We start from the raw sequence: 17,164 nt of genomic DNA on the forward strand, positions 1-17,164 counted from the left end.
TCCGCTCCTAGTCTGGCCTCATGGCGGATATCGACCGGCGGACACTTCTCAAGGGCACGGCGGCGGTAGCGGGGGTGGCCGCGGCAGGCGTGGGCGGTTATCAGCTGCTGTCCCGGGCGGGCCGTGACCACACGGCAGGCAGGCCCAACATCCTGGTGATCGTCGTCGACCAGATGCGCGCGCCCCAATGGTTCCCCGACGCCACGAAGCTCGGCGAACTGCTGCCCAACCTGGACCGGCTGCGGCAGCGCAGTGTGTCCTTCGAGTCGCACTACTCCGCGTCCAACATGTGCACGCCGTCGCGCGGTGTGCTGACCACGGGGCTGTACTCGCATCAGACGGGCTGCCTGTACACCGGCGAGGGGGCCACCGAATCCACCCTGGCACCCCGCTTTCCGACGTGGGGCACCATGCTTCGCGAGCAGGGTTACCGGACCTGGTGGTGGGGCAAATGGCACCTGGGCCAGATGGCCGATACCACCCCGGACGGCCTTGACGCGCACGGTTTTTCGGGTGGGACCTATCCCTCGCCCAACGGCGGACCGAACCAGGGGCTGCACGTCGACCACACCATCGTCGACCAGTTCGACGGGTGGTTCGCCGACCACGCCGGTAGCGGCCCGTGGTGCACCACCCTGTCCCTGGTGAACCCGCACGACATCTGCTGGTGGCCGAGAAACCCACTGCCCGATGATGTTCCGCATGTGTTCTCCGGGATGCCCGCCAATTTCGAGAACGCCGACGACCTGCGCCGGCGCGGTAAGCCGCAGCTGCAGATCGACTACATGAACTTCATGTCGCCGCTCATGACGGGCCCGGTGCCGTATTCCGGTCCGGAGATGGCGGCGCAGTGGGCTCGCTGCCTCGACAACTACCTGTGGCTGCAGCAACAGGTGGATGTGCAGATCGGCCGGGTGCTGGACACGCTGGCGTCGCGCCCGGATGTCGAGCGCGACACCGTCGTGGTGTTCACCTCGGACCACGGGGAATATGCCGGCTCGCACGGTCTTCGCGGTAAGGGCGCGGCGATCTACGAGGAATCGATCCGGGTGCCGCTGTACATCCACGACCCCGCCGGCCACCTGACGCCCAAACCCGGCGAGCGCCGCGGACAGCTCACTTCCAGCGTGGACATCGCGCCGTTGCTGCTGACCATCGCGGCCGGCGGCAACGGCTGGCGCTCCGACGGCCGGTTCACCTACCTGCAGGCGCGCGGCGACATCGCCGCCGTCGCGGCGAACCCCGGCGCGGCGGGCCGCCCCTGGGTGGCCCACGCCACCGACGACATGTCGGTGGAGGAGATGGCCACGCTGATGAAATCGCCTGCGGTGCGGAAGATGTTCGGCGGCGGTGTGGTGCCCACCGAGATTCCGACGTCGGCCCCCAGCCACATCGTCGCGGTGCGGACGCCCGATGCGAAGTTCGGCCGCTACTCCTACTGGCAGCGCGGCGGCATGGAGGCGGACCATTCCCGCAAGATCGACTACGAGCTCTACGACTACGAATTGCCCTCGGGCGCAAACGAACTTGATAACCAGGCAGGCCGCAGCACCAAACAGGCCCGGCTGCAGGGGTTGCTCGACAACGAGGTGCTGCCCGAGCTGCGGGCGCCACTGCCGGCCTGGATGCGCGATGCGCAGGAGCAGGGCATGGCTGACATGCAGCGGCTCACCGCAGCGCGGGCGGGCTAGGACCTCGGCTAGAAGCTGCCGCAATTGGGCGCGGTGGGCACCCCGTTGAACCGGTCGGTGAGCCAGTCCATGGTCGGTTCGCCGTCGACGTACGGTTGCAACAAGCTGGTGGTGGCCATCTTGTTCAAGAACGGTGCCATCTCGTTGGTCCGGAACGTGACGTCAGCACCCTTCGCACACCAGTCGTTCGCAGTGTCGACGGCTGAGGTATAGGGCGCGAGGGAATCCCAGCGGTTGTGGGTGACCAGGACCGGACCGGTGGGCTTGAGGCTGCCGATGCGTTGCGCCGCCAGCAGGCTCTTTATCGGATCGTTGCCGACCAGGTCGTTCAGATCGGTGTTGAACCAGGGCTGCACGTGCCGGAAAGCGTAGTCGACACTGCCCTGGACCAGACAGGTGTGGCCGCTCCAGTCCAGCATATCCAGGCCGCGCGGGGTCAGCGAATTACGCAGCGGCTCTTCGGTCTGGGGGTACGACGCGATGATGCCACGCAACATGTATCCGGTCAGCACCGCCAGGAAGTTGCCGTCGATAGCCGGAAGCGCTGCCGCGATATCGGTGACGGCCCCCGCGGCGTAGGTGCCCACGACCCGAAGTTCGGGTGCGTAGCTGCCGGCCAATTCGGCGGCCGACATCGAGGCCTGCCCACCGGACGCCCAGCCCCAGAAGGCCACCGGCCCATGAGAATTCAGCGACGTGCCGGGGAGTTTCATAGCCGCGCGGGCAGCGTCGAGCATCGCGGTACCCGCCGCGACCCTGTTGAGGAATTGCGGTGACTCCGGCCCGTGGACACCCATGCCGACACCGTCGGTGACCACGATGGCGAAGCCCCGGGCCAACAGGGTGGCGATGAACCCCTCCTCGTAGTTGAACATCAGGTCGAACCCCTGCGAGAAGTGGATGCCCTGATTGAACAGTCGAGAAGGCGCACACTGTTCACCCGTTCCGTATGGCCCGGTCGCGTACGCGATCAGCGGACGCGGGCCGTTGCCCGTCCACGGGGCGTCGGGTTCGATGTAGGTGCCGGTCACGGCCACCGGCTTGCCCTGAGCGTCGGTGCTGCGGTACATGATTCGCGTACCCGTTCCCACGAACGCGCCGAGCTGACCCGAGGGCTCGAGCACCAGAGGTGACGGTTCGGTGCGGATGAGCTCCCCCGGCCGGCCACCGGGGAGCGGCGTCGGCGGTGTGTAGAATTCTTCGTAATGCTGATCGTCGGCTTGGGCGACAGGGTTCATCAGCGTGGCCGGCGACGCGGTCAACGCCAACGCCGCGACAACCACAGCGGCAGTGAGTCGAGTTCTGTTCCGGCGGTGGGGGATTGGTGGCATGGGACGTCCTAGCTCGAAGTAAAAGGGTGTGCGCGAGTGCTGGCGCCGCGCATAGGCGGCGTCAGTGCGTCAGTCGGTTGTCAGATGTGTGGCGAAGCGGAAGCGTCAGGTTCTGGACGTAGCAGCACGCGGCTCGCTGTGCCGGGAACCTGTCTTGCCGTCGATTCGGCGGTGCAGCTTTCGGGTGGCGGCCCGGTAGGCGGTTGGCCTGATCGGTAGCAGCCACTGCCGTAACTGGGTCCAGCGTCCGACGTTCACCCCTGCCTCATCGAGGATCTCGTCGATCTGGCGCACGGAGAACGGGATGATGTTGGTTCCGCGGGCATGCTTGCCCTCGGTGCGTTCGATCATCCACTTCAGTCGGCGCTCGGCGAACGCGCGCTGCTGCTCGACCGGCGGCAGCTCGGCGTACCCGGCCAGATAGTTGACCACCCAGATCGCGGCGGCTTCGGCGCTGATCGGGCTCAGCAACGACGACCCGTAGCCGACGAAGAACAGCCGCGGGACGTCGACAGGCAGAATCTGGCGGTACAGCTGGAAATTGCCGTCCGCGTCGGTGATGCGCGCCTGCAGGTCCTCGGCCAGGAACGGTGTCCGCTGCTGGTAGCCGGTCGCGCAGACCACGGCGTCCGCGCGGCGGGTGGTGCCGTCGGAGAACTCGACTGTTGGGGCGCCGTCTTTGTCGTAGAGCCCGACGATCGACACGCCGCGGCGCATGTCGATGACTCCGTCGCGAATCTTCTCGTAGAAGCCCTCGGTGGCCAGGCTGACCGCATGCCGCACGATTCTTTCGAACGGGCCCACCGGCACCAGGCCGAGGCGGTCGAACATCAACTGGTGCCGGGCGATCCGTCCCACCATGGCGAGCATGGCATTGCGGGCGAACCGGCCGGGGCCGGTGATGACGCGGGCGAAGCCGCGCTGGTCGAGGTGGTCGAACAGTCCCTCGGAGAGCCGGGTCAGCAATACGTACTTGTAGTTGATCACCCCACCGACCTTGCGGGGCATCTTCCAGGTGACTTCGCGGGCCGCGACGGTGGTGGACCGCGCCACGTCGCTTAGTGCCTCGGCGATATCGCACGACGACTTGCCATAGCCGATGACGACGATGTCCTTGTCCACAGCGTCCTGCAGGTTGTTGAATTCCGTAGCGGCGCAGATGCGTCCGCCCGCCCGGGTGAAATCGTCGATTCCCGGGTAATCGGGAATGAACGGGTCGCAGAAGATTCCGGTGGCCGCGATCAACTGATCGAAATCGCTTTGTCCGACCGTCCCAGTGACGAGATCACGGGTGGTCAACGTCCAGCGACCTGCTGCCTCGTCGAGGTCGGCCGAGACCACCTCGGTGTTCAACCGGACCAGCCGCTCGAGGTCGAAGTGGCGGGCGTAGGCGGCGAGGTACTGCTGCACCTGGGCGCCGGTCGGCCACTCCGGATATGACTTCGGCATCGGGAAGTCCGAAAAGGCATAGGTGTCCTTCCCGTTCTGCGTGGTCACTCCCGGGTACAGCCGGGTGTGACTCCACACACCGCCGATATCGGGGACCTTGTCGAAAATGGTTACGTCGAAACCGAATTCGGTCAGCAGTTTGGCGGAGCACAGGCCGGCGACGCCGGCGCCGATGATGGCGATCTTCATCTGGGTGGTCCTTATATTGTGTCTAGACGGGGCTGAGTTCTGAAGTGGCGGTGTGGGATTGGCTTCGTTCGCGCTGGAGGTCGATCGCGATGTCGATGATCATGTCCTCCTGACCGCCGACGTACCGACGTTCTCCGACGCGGTAGAGGATTTCGTGGGCGGGAACTCCGTAGCGCCCTGCGGCTCGTTCGGCGTGCAGCAGGAAACTCGAGTAGACCCCGGCGAAGCCCTGCACGATCGACGCCCGGTCCATCACCGGGAGCCGGGAAATATACGGTTTGACAACATCTTCGGCGGCCGCCAGTAGTTGGTTCTTGTCGACGCCGGTGACGATGCCCAGTCGGTCGAACACCGTGGCCAGGACCTCGGTCGGCGAGTTGCCCGCCCCGGCGCCGAGGGCGACCAGCGAGCCGTCGATCTGGCGGGCGCCGGCGCGGTGGGCGAGTACCGAGTTGGCGACGCCCAGGCTGAGATTCTGATGACCGTGGTAGCCGACTTCGGCGTCCTCGCCCAACTCCGCGACCAGAGCGGCGACCCGGTCGGTGACTTCGTCGAGGATCAGTGCACCGGCCGAATCCACCACGTAAACGCATTGGCAGCCGGCGTCGGCCATGATCCTGGCCTGACGGGCCAGCTGTTCCGGACTCGACATGTGCGAGAGCATCAGGAAGCCGACCGTCTCCAGGCCCAGGTCACGTGCGGCGCCGAAGTGCTGGATGGCGACGTCGGCCTCGGTGCAATGCGTGGCGATCCGCACCGCGCCCGCGCCCAGGTCGTGGGCGACCCTGAGATCCTTGACGGTGCCCAGCCCGGGTAGCAGTAGTACCGCAATCTTGGCCTGGCGGGCCTCGGCCACGGCGGCGGAGATGAGTTCGGTTTCGTCGACCAGCGAGAAGCCGTAGTTGAAGGTCGATCCGCCGAGTCCGTCGCCGTGGGTCACCTCGATCATCGACACCCCAGCCGCATCGAGGGCGGCGACCGTGTCGCGGACCTGTGCGACGGTGAAGCGGTGCGCCATCGCGTGGCTGCCGTCGCGCAGCGTGGTGTCGACGAGGCGTACCTCGCGTGCCCCGGTGTCCCAATTGCTCATCGTGCTACCACCTGATCTCGTGCTGCCAGCAGTGACGCGGCGATTCGCTCGCCGGCCTCGGCGGCAGCTGCCGTCATGATGTCGAGGTTGCCCGCGTAGGGCGGCAGGTAGTCGCCCGCGCCATGTACTTCCAGAAGTGTCGTCACACGGGCCTTTCCATTCCAATCGGGGCGCGGGTCGTCGAACTGCGGTTCGGCTTTGATCGCGTACCCGGGCACGTAGGTGGTGACCGCGCGAACCATGTCGTAGATCGACTCGGCGATCCGGTCGCGGTCGGCATCGGGATCGATGGCACAGAAAACGGTGTCGCGCATGATCATCGGCGGTTCGACCGGGTTGATGACGATGATCGCCCGGCCGCGGGCCGCACCGCCGACTTCCTCGATGGCCCGCGCGGTGGTTTCGGTGAATTCATCGATGTTGGCCCGGGTGCCCGGGCCGGCCGACCGCGATGAGATGGATGCGACGATCTCGGCGTAACTGACCGGGGTCACCCGGTTCACCGCGTGGACGATGGGAATCGTCGCCTGGCCGCCGCAGGTGATCATGTTGACGTTGGGCGCCGCAGCGTTGATGTCGAGATTCACCGGCGGGCAGACGAACGGCCCGATCGCGGCAGGGGTGAGGTCGACGGCACGGATACCTGCCTCGGCATAGCGGGGCGCGTTGGCGGCGTGGGCCTTCGCCGAGGTGGCCTCGAACACGATGTCGGGCAGCTCATCCTGGTTGAGTAACCAGTCGACGCCACCGGCCGAGGTGGTGACCCCACGGGCGGCGGCGCGTGCCAGCCCATCCGATGCGGCATCGACACCGACCATGTAACGCACGGTGATCCGGTCACTGTGCGCCAGCTTGGCCAGCAGGTCGGTACCGATGTTGCCGGGGCCGACGATGGCGGCAGAAATTGTGGACATAGTTTCTCCTGTAGGTGCCGCAGCGGTTATGCGGCGGCGAAATGTGCTGTGACGCTGCCGAGTGCGGCGAATTCAACGTGAAAGCTGTCGCCGGCCCGGACCGGCAGTGCCGACGTCATGGAGCCGGGGATGACGGTGTCGCCCTCCTCGATCGCCACACCGCGAGCACCGAGGACGTTGGCCAGCCAGGCCAGCGCGTTGAGTGGGGAACCCAACACCGCCGCGCCGGCGCCGGTGGCGACCAGTTCTCCGTTGCGGTGCACCAGCACGCCCATCAAGCGCAGATCCAGTTCGTTGAGCCGGCGTGCCGTGCCGCCGAGCACCACGCCACCTGAGGAGGCGTTGTCGGCGATCGTGTCGATCAGGCGGATATCCCAATCCCGGATCCTGGAGTCGATGATCTCCAACGCGGGCATGACGACGTCGACAGCGCGTGCCGCGTCGGCGACGGTGACACCGGGTCCGGCCAGGCGGCGTCCCATCACGAACGCGATCTCGGGTTCGACGCGTGGCTGCAAGAATCGGTCGACGGGGATGGGCGCACCCTCGGGCAAGAACATCGATGCGGTCAGCCGCCCGTAGTCCGGGCAATCGACGCCCAGCTGGGACTGCATGGCTTGAGAGGTCAGGCCGACCTTGTGGCCACGGACCGGGTCCCCGGCCTGCGCCCAGGCCGAAACCTGTTGCTGCTGAATCGCATACGCATCATCGATGGTGAGGTCGGGCGCCGCCGCGGTGATCCGGGGAATCGGCGTGCGGTTGGCGTAGGCGGCCGAGAGCCGGTCGGCAAAATCGGTGTGCGCCGTCATTCGGCTTCCCGCAGGAACGTCGCCACCAGCTGCTGGAACCGCTGCGCGTGCTCGATCTGGGTCCAGTGCCCACACCGGCCGAATACGTGCAGCTGGGCGTTGGGGATCTGCTCGAACATGTGCCACGAAGCCTGTACGGGGACCACACGGTCTTCGCGGCCATGCAGGATCAGGACCTCGTGGCCGATGCCGGCCAATGCCTCATCCGGCACGATCTGTGCGTCCAGCCAACGCTGCCGCGGCGGCGGGAAGACTTTTTCGAAAGCCTGTTGGGCGCCGGGGCGGATGGTGGCCCGGTACCGCAGTTCGGCGAGTTCGTCGGTCACCAGCGACCGGTCGAAAGCCATGATGTCCATGATCTTCTTCATGTTGGCGACCGATGGGGTGTAGCCCCAGAGTTGGTCGAGCTCGTCGCTCAGCGGCATCGCCACCCCGCCGGCACCCATCAGGGTGATCCGGTCGAGCCGGTCGGGATGCCTGGTCGCCAGATGCAGTGCCAGCCCACCGCCGAACGAGTTGCCCACGATGTGGGTCTTTTCGATGCCCAAGCCGTCCAGTAGCGCGAGGATCTGGTCGATCCAGGTGTCGAAGATGGTGAGTTGCAAGGTATCCGGAACCTCGGTGTAGCCGAACCCGACGAGATCCGGCGCGATGACCCGGAAATCCCGCGCCAGCACCGGGATCAGCCCGCGCCAGTTGGCCCACGCGGATACTCCGGCACCGGACCCGTGCAGCAGCAGCACGGGCGCGCCGTCGCCCACGTCGTGATAGTTGGTGTTGTAGCCGCAGGTGCTCCGGGTGCGGCCGATCTCTGGGTTGTCCGTCGACATGATGGTCTCCTGATTGGGGTGTTACGACAGGGCTGGGGTGACGGCCGTGAGTAGGTCGTCCTGGATGAGTGCCGGCGGCGGATAGGCCCGCTTGCTGTGGGTCAGCCCGGTCAGCACGAGCAGTTCACACATCTTGTAGGCGATGACGCCCGGATTGATCACCGGGACGTCGAGGGCTTTCTCCAGATAGGCGTGCGATTGGTGCATGGTGGTGGAGCCGAGAATGATCACGTCGGCACCGTCTTCCGCAATGGCAGCCCGGGCCTGGGTCCGGAGCGCCTCGAAGATGAAATCCTCTTTGCCGGCGAGCAATTCGCTGGCATTGGGTGCGACGCCCACATCGCGAACCGACGCCAGCCGGGCCGTGAGCCCGTGCTCGCGCGCTGCCTTGTGGTAGAGCTCGTGCCATTGCGGCCACATGGTGATGACGGAGAACTTCTTGCCCAAGAGCGCGGCCGCCAGCATCGACGCTTGATTCGGGGCGACCACCGGAATGCTCAGCCGGGAACGCAGCGCCGCCAGCGCCGAGTCACTCATCGAATTGACACACACCGCGGCATAGCCTTGTTCCTCGGCGCGGCATCCGGCGTCCAGCACGAAAGCGTCGGCGAGGGTGGTTTCGTACGCGCTGTCGAGGGTCGTACCCCCGGCGCGGACGGCGACGAAGACATTCTCGAAGCCGGGGAACACCGCTTCTGCTGGAATCTGCGCCGCGAACGCGTCGAGTGCCTGTTGCGGCACCGGGACCGGGACGATGTTGAGGATCTTGCGGTGCAGTGTCACAGGTCGAGTTCCTCTCGGGTGCGGGTCAGGGTGTCGACGACCGCGTAGGCGACCGCGCGGACGGCGGTCATGACGTCATTGACCGATGCGACGCCCATTCCGCCGAGTCCCTCGTTGAGTTCGGCGGGGGCGGCGGCCGGTGGCCAGGGGTAGCCGATCCGGGCGGTAGGCACGCCGAGGCGGCGGATGAGGGTGCCGTCGGTCTGCCCACCGAGCAGTGGCGTCGATTCGTAGGGCCGGCCTTCGACTTCTTCCCAACCGCGCCTGCAGGATTGGATGATCCAGTTGTCGGGATCGGTCATGCCGCCGGGCAAGGAGCCGTACATCTCCCAGTCGAGCTCGAGGTCCGGTTCGGCAGCCCGGATTTCCGCGATCAGCTGGGCGAACTGGTGGCGCACCTCGCCCGGGGTGGTTCGGGGGTTGACGCGCACGTCGAGGTAGATCTCAGTGGTGGCAGATGGGAAAGCCGGTTTGTCGGGGGAGCCCGAGCGGACCGCCGAAATCCAGCCTTCGGGGATGGTGGTGCCCGCGGTGTTGCGGGCGGTGTACTGCGGCAGCCACGCCTCGATGCGCTGAATCACTGTGGCAGCCGGGACGATCGATGATCGGAAACCCGGTGTGCCCCTGGAAATTCCGGCGTAACCGTAGGTACCCCGCACAGAGACCTTGAACCAGCACATGCCCGGCTCTTCGGGGAACACCGCCCACCACGGTTTGAAGACGATCGCGTGATCGGGCATGGCGCCGTGGGTGAGCAGATGGAAAATTCCGTTGCTCATGCCCGCCTGGTCCCGACCACTCATGCTGACGGGCATGCCACCGCCGGCGAAACCGATTGCCAGATCGCCGATCAACGGGATTCCCGACTCGATGACCGCATGGGTGACCTCGGTCAGTCCGGCCACCATGCACTTGGGATTCGAGGCGCCCAAGCCGATCACCAGGTCCCCGTCGACCCGGGCCTCGGGCAGCATGTCCGGGCGCAGCCGAGGCCCGACCCACGGGACATCGGACTCGGGGTCGATGTGCGTGTCGATGGGCGCGTACAGCAGTAGTCTGCTGCCCCCGCCGTTGCCGAGCCGTTCACCGAATGCGTTGCCGCTGTGCTCGTTCATCGGCTGGTAGCCGGCTGCGATGCCAACGGTGTCGCGCAGGTAGCCGGCCATGAACTCCGACGCCGGGCGTTCCAGTCCGGTCGGGCTGTGAATATTGATCAGATTGACCAGGAGGTCGCGAAATCGGTCTGGATTCAACCGATCACACACGGCTTGGTACATGGCGCGACGGGTGTCGGTTACGGAGCTGGTCATCACTGTTCCTCGGGTAGTGCGCAACGCGCGGTGAGGCCGGCGCGGTCGGTCAGGCAGGTGGCGATCCGGACCAGGGCGTGGTCGGCGTGCGGCGGTGCGATGAGTTGCACGCCCAGCGGTAGCCCAGCGGCCCCGGCTTCGATCGGCAGGCCGACCGCGGGCAGCCCGGTCACACTGGCGAGCTTGTTGAATACCGGATCGCCGGTGCTGGTCAGGCCTTCCGGCGCCTCGCCGGTGGCCGCCAACGTGACGAGTACGTCGACATGCTGCAGCGCCGCCGACACGAACCGGGTGCAGTCCTGGACCACCGCGCGCGCCTGCTGAATGTCGTTGGGCGTCGCTGCCCGGCCCATGGTCAGGAACTCGGCCAGCTGATTGCTGACCTGGCCGTGACTTTCGCGGCGCAGGCGAGGTTCGAGCGCTGTCGCAGCCTCGGCGGCCATGATCAGCGTGTGACCGGTGTCGAGGTCAATCAGCGCACCCGGGACGTCGATGTCGGTGACGTGGGCGCCCAATTCTGCGAGCCCGGAGATGAAGCGTTCCAGGGCAATGGCGGCAGACGGGGTGGCCTGGCCGCTCCACGGCGGCCGAAGTACGCCGACCCGGAGCCGATCGGTGGACGGCAGGGTCGTCGTGCCGTGCCGGTGGGTGAGGACAGCGTCCAATTCGCCGAGCCAGGCCGGGTGGCGCGCGAACGCGCCCACGGTGTCGAAACTCAAGGCCACCGGCAGCACGCCGTCGAACGGCCAGCGGCCGTATGTCGGCTTCAGGGTGAACACGCCACAGTAGGACCCCGGTCGCAGCACTGAGCCCGCGGTCTGCGTGCCGAGTGCGATCGGGACCTGCCCGTCGGCCACGGCCGCCGCGGACCCGCTCGACGAACCGCCCGGAGTATGGCCGGGATTGTGCGGGTTGCGGGTGGCGCACGGCCGGTAGGTGGCGAATTCGGTGGTGGCTGTCTTGCCCAGGATCACCGCCCCGGCATCGCGCAGCCGTGCGATCACGTCGGCGTCCCGCACCGGGCGATGGCCCGCCCACAACTCGCTGCCGTACGCAGTGGGCTGGTCGGCGGTGTCGATGATGTCTTTGATCCCGACCGGCACACCGTGCAGAGCCGTGCGCGGTGGCTCTGCGTCGCGAGCTCGGGCCTGTGCGTGCGCCAGCTCGGCGTCCAGGTGGGCCCAAGCATGGATCACACTGTTGCGCAAGGTGATCCGGTCGAGGTATCGCTGCACGGTGGCAGCTGCCGTCGTCGGCGCGGGTGCGCTCAGCATCAGCCGGCCCTTTGCACAACGTGGCCCCAGCGGGCTGGGGCATCGTAGGTCTTCACGACCCAGTCCTCACCGACCACGTCGCCACCCCAGCCGATCTCGATCCCGAACCCCGAAGGGGTGGTGAGGTAGAACGAGGTGACACCGTCGTTGGTGTGGCGACCCAGCGTCATCTTGAGGTCGATGCCCGCACCGCAGACACGATCGTAGGCACGGCCGACGTCGTCGAGCGTCGCGGTTTCGATCATGAGGTGGTTGAAGTCGCCGCCGCGGAATCCGAAGCACTCATTCATCAACGCGACGCTGTGGTGGCGCGGATTGCAGTGCAGGAAGGTGGCATCCGCGCCGTCCCAGACGATGTAGTCGGTCAGTTTGAAACCGAGCACCCTGGTGTAGAAGTCCACCGCGGCGGGATAGTCCTTGCACATGTAGACGACATGACCGAGACCCAGATCGCCAGTGACGAAGCCGCTGATCACGCCGCCCTGGGTGACGGGGGAGAGCTCGGATACCGGCCCGACCACCACCTCGGTCCGGAAACCGTCGGGGTCGTCGAATCGAAACCCCGACTGCGCCTTCGGCGGCTCAGGGGTGCCATCGTCAACCCAGTCGACCACGACGTTGTCGGCGGCAATCGCTGCGGCGAGCCGATGTAGTTCGGTAGGTGTGTCGACCTCCCAGGTGACCCGACGGATCTCGTCGGTCGGTCCGGGATACAGCGCGATCCGGTGGTGCCGATCGTCGAGCCGGACCAGCAGGGGGTCCTGCGGCGACGTGCGGGGGCGCACGTCCAGCTCGAGCAAGTCGACGAGCAGACGGTGCCAGGCGTCGATATCAGCGACGGTGACGGCGAAGGCGCCGAGCCGCGCAATGCTCATTGTTGTTCCAATCACTTTGTGAACAAGGATGTTTCAGCTGGGAAGAAACTGCTCGGTGTGGATGTTTTCGCGCGGCAGACCGAGTTCCTGTAAGCGTGCGAACGCGGCGTCGATCATGGCGGGCGGACCACATAAATACGCCGACGTCGCCGGATCGCTGACGTCGTCGGCGGTCAGGGCGCTCACCGGATTGCCGACCAGAACGCCAGGATGCTGATGGGGCTCGTCGGCCGTCACCCGCACCGAGAGGTTGGGCATGAAGCTCGCCCGGCCCTCGAGTTCGTCGAGGTGGAACAGGTCGCGGGTCCTGGTGCAGCCGAAGATCAACCGGATCGGCTCCTTGCCCCGAGCCAATTGCAGCTTGTCGAGCATCGACAACATCGGCGCCAGGCCGGTGCCACCGGCCAGCATCAATACCGGGCCGGCGGCGGCGGCCAGCCCGAACGACCCCACCGGGCCCTCGACGTCGATCGGCTCGCCGATCGTGGCGCGGTCGCGCAGGTAGTCCGACATCGTGCCGGTCGGCAACAGCCTGATGGTGAAGGTGAGTTGGCGCTTCTGCCGTTCGCCCGAGGCCATCGAATACGACCGCCACTCCTCGGTTCCCGGGACCCGCAGCCGGGCATACTGCCCAGGCCGGAAGGCGAACGGCACCTGTTTGGGCAGCCGCACCGTGAGCTCGACAACGGTCTCTGCGAGCTGCTGCAGACCGGTGACCTTGGCCGTGGCCTGCCGCAGTGGGTACTCGTCGAATACCGAAGCCGGGTAATCCAATTCGACCTCGGTATCGGCTACCGCCCGCGCCTGACAGAGCAGGCGCATGCCGTCTGCGATCTCGGTGTCGCTGAGCGGGTAGATCCGGTTGTCGGGCATGACGAGCGCCTCGTCGCGCACCCGGCCGACACACGTGCCGCAGGTGCCGATGCCGCATTGACTTGCCAGCCGGACGCCGGCGGCGGATGCCGCATCGAGCACTGATTGGCCTTCAGGTACCAGGATTTCCTTGCTTGTATCGGTGTAATGCAGTCGTACGCAGTGGGTGCGCGCCACGGCGTCGGCGTCGGGTTGCTGCTCGCCCGCCAGGATGGTCATCTCCTAGTCCTCGTCCTGGTAGGGGGATTCGAAGAAGCCCCGGGGATGCCGGGCGGCCACCTTGCGCCAGGCGACGATCGAGTAGTCCATGTCGCAGAGCACCTCGTTGTTCCAACCATCGAAGCGGGTGTAGTGCTCTTCCGTCGCTTCCCGCGCGAACACGTCGCTGTTGTTGAAGCCTTCGAGCGCAAGGGGTTTGAAGAAGTGCTCGTACTTGAACTCGAACTCTTTGCGAGCATCGTCGTCGGCGACGCGGGTGGCGACCACTTCCCAGTACTCGTGATGGTGGTCGTCGATCGGGACGTAGAACTCATACTGGACGTGATCGGTGATCGGCCAGTGTTCGACCATCAGCGTGCCGGGAACCCACAATGAGGTGCGGAAGTAGTGCGGTACCGTCCCGCGGGCCTTGATGTCGACCTTGGGGTTCTCCAGCACTGGCTGGTACAGATCCGGGCGGTCGTACCGATTCATGACGCCCTTCGGGCCGTCCAGGATGTCGATCTCCTCGGTCGCCTCGTTGGACAGCGCGTTGACACCGAGCGGCAGCGCGCGATCGAGCGCGACGAGGATCTGGTTGTCCCAGTGCACCAGCAGATGGCCGGGGTCCAGACCGTTCTCGGCCGCCAGCCGCCAATTGCCGACCAGTTTCCGGTGAATCCCGCGGATAACGATTCCCTCGTCGGTCAGGTGGGGGACCGGCGTGTTGTTGGGGTCGTTGGTGACGTGCGCCGGCAGGTCGGACGTGAGCGGCGGCGGAGTGCCGTAGTCGGCGTCGCCGACGAAGACGAAGATCATCCCGTTGACCTCTTCGACCGGGTAGGTGCGCACACCTACCCGTCCGATGAGCGAATCCTCTGGATTACCAACGATTGTCGTCAGCTTTCCGTCCGACACGTCATAGGTGTAGCCGTGGTACCAACAGCTGACGGTCCCCTCGGACAGGCACATCGGCTTCGCGGACAGCTTCACGCCGCGATGGATGCATCGGTCCGCGAGGGCGTACACCTTGCCGGCCGAGCGACGCAATGCGATGTCGTGGCCACCGATCGTGATGCCCTTCAGTCCGCCGTCCGCGAGTTCGTCGGAGAACAACGCGGGGTACCAGTGGTTTGCGTAGCCCCAATCTGCTTGCACGTAGGGGGCGTAATGCCTGGTTACCGCGGACGAGCTGCCGCTGTGGCTGTCGACGGACATCAATGACCTCCAAAAGGGTATGGCTCCGCGCGCTCGGCGCGGCAGAGATAGATGACTCATCCGGATCGGCGAAGGTGAGGTCCGGAAGGGCTGGACACGATCACGTGTCTGCAATCACATTACTGACTATCGATTGATAATCAATAGAGATTCCATAAATTAACAATGGTCCACGTTGCGGTCCGGTCCCGTGACGTGTTGAGTGGAGGACGATGAGCGCTAGTGACACGCAGGCGGACAAGGGCGCAGGTGCCGGTCAGCCGCAACCCCTTGAGCCGGAACGTCGTTGGCACCTCGCCCAGGACGGTTACGAAGAGGCGTTGACCGCGTTCGAATTCGCCATGCTGCAGGTCGACGGCGAGTTTCAGCGGTTCGCGGTGCATGCGATGCAGGTGGCCGGCGACCTCGACCTGACCGTCAACGAGGTGGTCGCCCTGCATGTGGTGCGGATGCAGGAACGGCCGAAGGACACCGCCACCATCGCCCAGCTGACCAACCGTGAAGACCTGCCCAATCTGCAGTACAACCTGCGCAAGCTGGTGACCATGGGGCTGCTCGAACGCACCAAATCCGGCACGTCGGCGGTGTTCCGGGTGACCGACAAGGGACGTGAGATCACGGATCGCTATGCCGCGCTGCGTCGTCAGATGCTCACGTCGAACCTGACGGAGCTGGCGGAGGTGACTTCGAAACTGCAGCATGCGGTGCGCTCGATGAATGTGCTGACCGGTCTGTATGCGGCGGCGAGCCGCGACTTGGCGACCATCAATCCGGCCGTCATGTTCCCGTCGCCGAACGGCTCCGGCTCGGCGGCGCGGGGCACCGCCGAGCCGTAGCCCGATTCGCGCGCCGGACTATTCGTAGTCGGCGAGCAGTGCCTTCTTCTGCACCTTGCCCATGGCGTTGCGTGGCAACGCATCGACGAAGCGGATCTCCCTCGGGCGTTTGTGGGCCGAAAGCGACGACGCCACGTGGTCGATCACTGCCTTTGGACTCGCGATATCGCCGACCACGTACCCGACGATTCGTTGGCCGAGATCGGCGTCGGGCACGCCGACGACCGCCGCCTCACGGATTCCCGGATGGGTGAGCAATGCGTGCTCGACTTCTCCGGCGCCGATCCGATAGCCGCCGGACTTGATCATGTCGACGGACTCGCGGCCGACGATCCGGTGACAGCCCCCTGGATCGATGACCGCGATGTCGCCGGTGCGAAACCAGCCATCCGACGTCATCGTCTCGGCGGTCTTGGCGGGGCTGTTCAGATAGCCGTCGAACAGCGTCGATCCGGCAATCTCCAACTGCCCCAGCGATTCTCCGTCATGTGGGGCCACCTCGCCGGATTCGGTGCGGATGCGGGTCCGCACTCCGTCGACGGGCAGCCCCACCCACCCGGGCCTGCGTTCGCCGTCGTATCGGGTGCTGAGCGTGATGATCGTTTCGGTCATCCCGTACCGCTCGACCGGAGCCGTGCCGGTCAGCGCGGTGAGAGTTTCGAACACCGGAACCGGCAGCGGTGCACTGCCGGAAACGAGTAGCCGCGCGCCGGCCAGGGCACGTGCCGAAGCCGGGTCGGCGCATACGCGCGACCAGACGGTCGGCACCCCGAAGTAGAGCGTTCCGCCGGCGGCGGCGTACAGGTCGGGTTTGGGGCGCACTGTGTGGATCAGCGGTGAGCCGATGCGCAGTGCGCCAAGGACTCCGAGCACCAGGCCGTGCACGTGGCACAGTGGAAGTCCTTGCACGAGAACGTCGTCGGCGTTCCACTGCCAGGCGGCGGCAACGCCATCGATGCCCGCGGCTATGGCGCTGCGCGACAGCACCACACCCTTGGGGGCGCCGGTGGTGCCGGAGGTGTAGACGATCAACGCCGCCGACGACGGATCGGGTTCGGTCCAGATGGTGCTGGACCGTTCGGCGGGGTCGATCGCCAGAACCGGAAGCGAGATATCGGGACGGGGCGCTCCGGCCCAGATCTCGGCGCCCGAGTCGGCCAGGATGTGGCCGAGTTCGGCGGATCCCGAATCCGGTGGCACCGGTATTGCCGGAACGCCTGCGAGCAGACATCCGACGACCGCGACCACCGATTCGATGTCGGGTGTCGCGTCGATGGCGACGCCGCGGGACTCGCCGATCCTGTCCGCGACCGCGGCGGCCGCCTCCAATAGTTCGGTGGCATGGAGCGACCGATCTCCGACGGTCACGATGGGCCGGTGGTCGTCACGATGGGTGTGGATAGCGTGAAGCAAAGGGACTGCCATTGACCAGCGCCTTCTGAGTTGCGGTCCATAATATGGACCGATGGACTATATTACGGACCAACGCTAGGG

Annotated in this window: 15 protein-coding genes; 2 read left to right on the forward strand and 13 right to left on the reverse strand. The window is 66.1% G+C overall.

The features are described from left to right. Positions 1 to 20: 20 nt before the first annotated feature. Positions 21 to 1,691: a sulfatase-like hydrolase/transferase gene (locus tag ACX12F_RS13005; RefSeq protein WP_459369939.1), complete on the forward strand. Its 1,671-nt coding sequence runs from the start codon at positions 21 to 23 to the stop codon at positions 1,689 to 1,691. Positions 1,692 to 1,699: 8 nt separating this feature from the next. Here the strand turns inward: ACX12F_RS13005 and ACX12F_RS13010 are convergent, their stop codons facing one another. From ACX12F_RS13010 to ACX12F_RS13065, 12 genes are all read right to left on the reverse strand, one after another. Continuing rightward, entirely contained in the window at positions 1,700 to 2,929 is a 1,230-nt protein-coding gene (locus tag ACX12F_RS13010; RefSeq protein WP_459370335.1) for a lipase family protein, read from the reverse strand. A gap of 198 nt (positions 2,930 to 3,127) precedes the next feature. Next, entirely contained in the window at positions 3,128 to 4,660 is a 1,533-nt protein-coding gene (locus ACX12F_RS13015) for a flavin-containing monooxygenase (RefSeq protein WP_459369940.1), read from the reverse strand. Between the two features lie 22 nt (positions 4,661 to 4,682). Continuing rightward, the gene (dmpG, locus tag ACX12F_RS13020) at positions 4,683 to 5,750 is read right to left on the reverse strand and encodes a 4-hydroxy-2-oxovalerate aldolase (protein WP_459369941.1); all 1,068 of its coding nucleotides are present in this window, start codon (positions 5,748 to 5,750) and stop codon (positions 4,683 to 4,685) included. Further along, positions 5,747 to 6,664 (reverse strand): acetaldehyde dehydrogenase (acetylating), encoded by a 918-nt coding sequence (locus ACX12F_RS13025; RefSeq protein WP_459369942.1) that lies wholly within the window; start codon positions 6,662 to 6,664, stop codon positions 5,747 to 5,749. Before ACX12F_RS13025 ends, dmpG begins: the two co-directional genes overlap by 4 nt. Before the next feature lie 26 nt (positions 6,665 to 6,690). Beyond that, entirely contained in the window at positions 6,691 to 7,473 is a 783-nt protein-coding gene (locus ACX12F_RS13030; RefSeq protein ID WP_459369943.1) for a 2-keto-4-pentenoate hydratase, read from the reverse strand. Next, on the reverse strand, positions 7,470 to 8,303 hold the full coding sequence (locus ACX12F_RS13035) for an alpha/beta fold hydrolase (RefSeq protein WP_459369944.1): 834 nt from the start codon (positions 8,301 to 8,303) through the stop codon (positions 7,470 to 7,472). The genes ACX12F_RS13030 and ACX12F_RS13035 overlap by 4 nt, the downstream gene beginning before the upstream one ends. Positions 8,304 to 8,324: 21 nt before the next feature. Beyond that, positions 8,325 to 9,086: an aspartate/glutamate racemase family protein gene (locus ACX12F_RS13040; RefSeq protein ID WP_459369945.1), complete on the reverse strand. Its 762-nt coding sequence runs from the start codon at positions 9,084 to 9,086 to the stop codon at positions 8,325 to 8,327. Then, a complete protein-coding gene (locus ACX12F_RS13045) occupies positions 9,083 to 10,396 on the reverse strand; it encodes a M20 family metallopeptidase (RefSeq protein WP_459369946.1) in 1,314 nt (437 codons plus the stop codon). Before ACX12F_RS13045 ends, ACX12F_RS13040 begins: the two co-directional genes overlap by 4 nt. Continuing rightward, on the reverse strand, positions 10,396 to 11,670 hold the full coding sequence (locus ACX12F_RS13050; RefSeq protein WP_459369947.1) for an amidase: 1,275 nt from the start codon (positions 11,668 to 11,670) through the stop codon (positions 10,396 to 10,398). Before ACX12F_RS13050 ends, ACX12F_RS13045 begins: the two co-directional genes overlap by 1 nt. Beyond that, complete coding sequence (locus tag ACX12F_RS13055) at positions 11,670 to 12,545, reverse strand: VOC family protein (RefSeq protein WP_459369948.1); 876 nt, start codon at positions 12,543 to 12,545, stop codon at positions 11,670 to 11,672. Before ACX12F_RS13055 ends, ACX12F_RS13050 begins: the two co-directional genes overlap by 1 nt. 33 nt (positions 12,546 to 12,578) lie before the next feature. After that, complete coding sequence (locus tag ACX12F_RS13060) at positions 12,579 to 13,637, reverse strand: FAD-binding oxidoreductase (protein ID WP_459369949.1); 1,059 nt, start codon at positions 13,635 to 13,637, stop codon at positions 12,579 to 12,581. Between the two features lie 3 nt (positions 13,638 to 13,640). Then, positions 13,641 to 14,834, reverse strand: coding sequence for a Rieske 2Fe-2S domain-containing protein (locus tag ACX12F_RS13065; protein WP_459369950.1), 1,194 nt, complete (start codon positions 14,832 to 14,834; stop codon positions 13,641 to 13,643). Positions 14,835 to 15,046: 212 nt separating this feature from the next. Here ACX12F_RS13065 and ACX12F_RS13070 point away from each other — a divergent pair, with 212 nt between their 5' ends. After that, complete coding sequence (locus ACX12F_RS13070; RefSeq protein WP_459369951.1) at positions 15,047 to 15,670, forward strand: winged helix DNA-binding protein; 624 nt, start codon at positions 15,047 to 15,049, stop codon at positions 15,668 to 15,670. Positions 15,671 to 15,688: 18 nt separating this feature from the next. Here the strand turns inward: ACX12F_RS13070 and ACX12F_RS13075 are convergent, their stop codons facing one another. Continuing rightward, positions 15,689 to 17,095, reverse strand: coding sequence for an acyl-CoA synthetase (locus ACX12F_RS13075; protein WP_459369952.1), 1,407 nt, complete (start codon positions 17,093 to 17,095; stop codon positions 15,689 to 15,691). Between the last annotated feature and the right edge of the window lie 69 nt (positions 17,096 to 17,164).

This window comes from Mycolicibacterium sp. HS_4_1 (assembly GCF_054515875.1).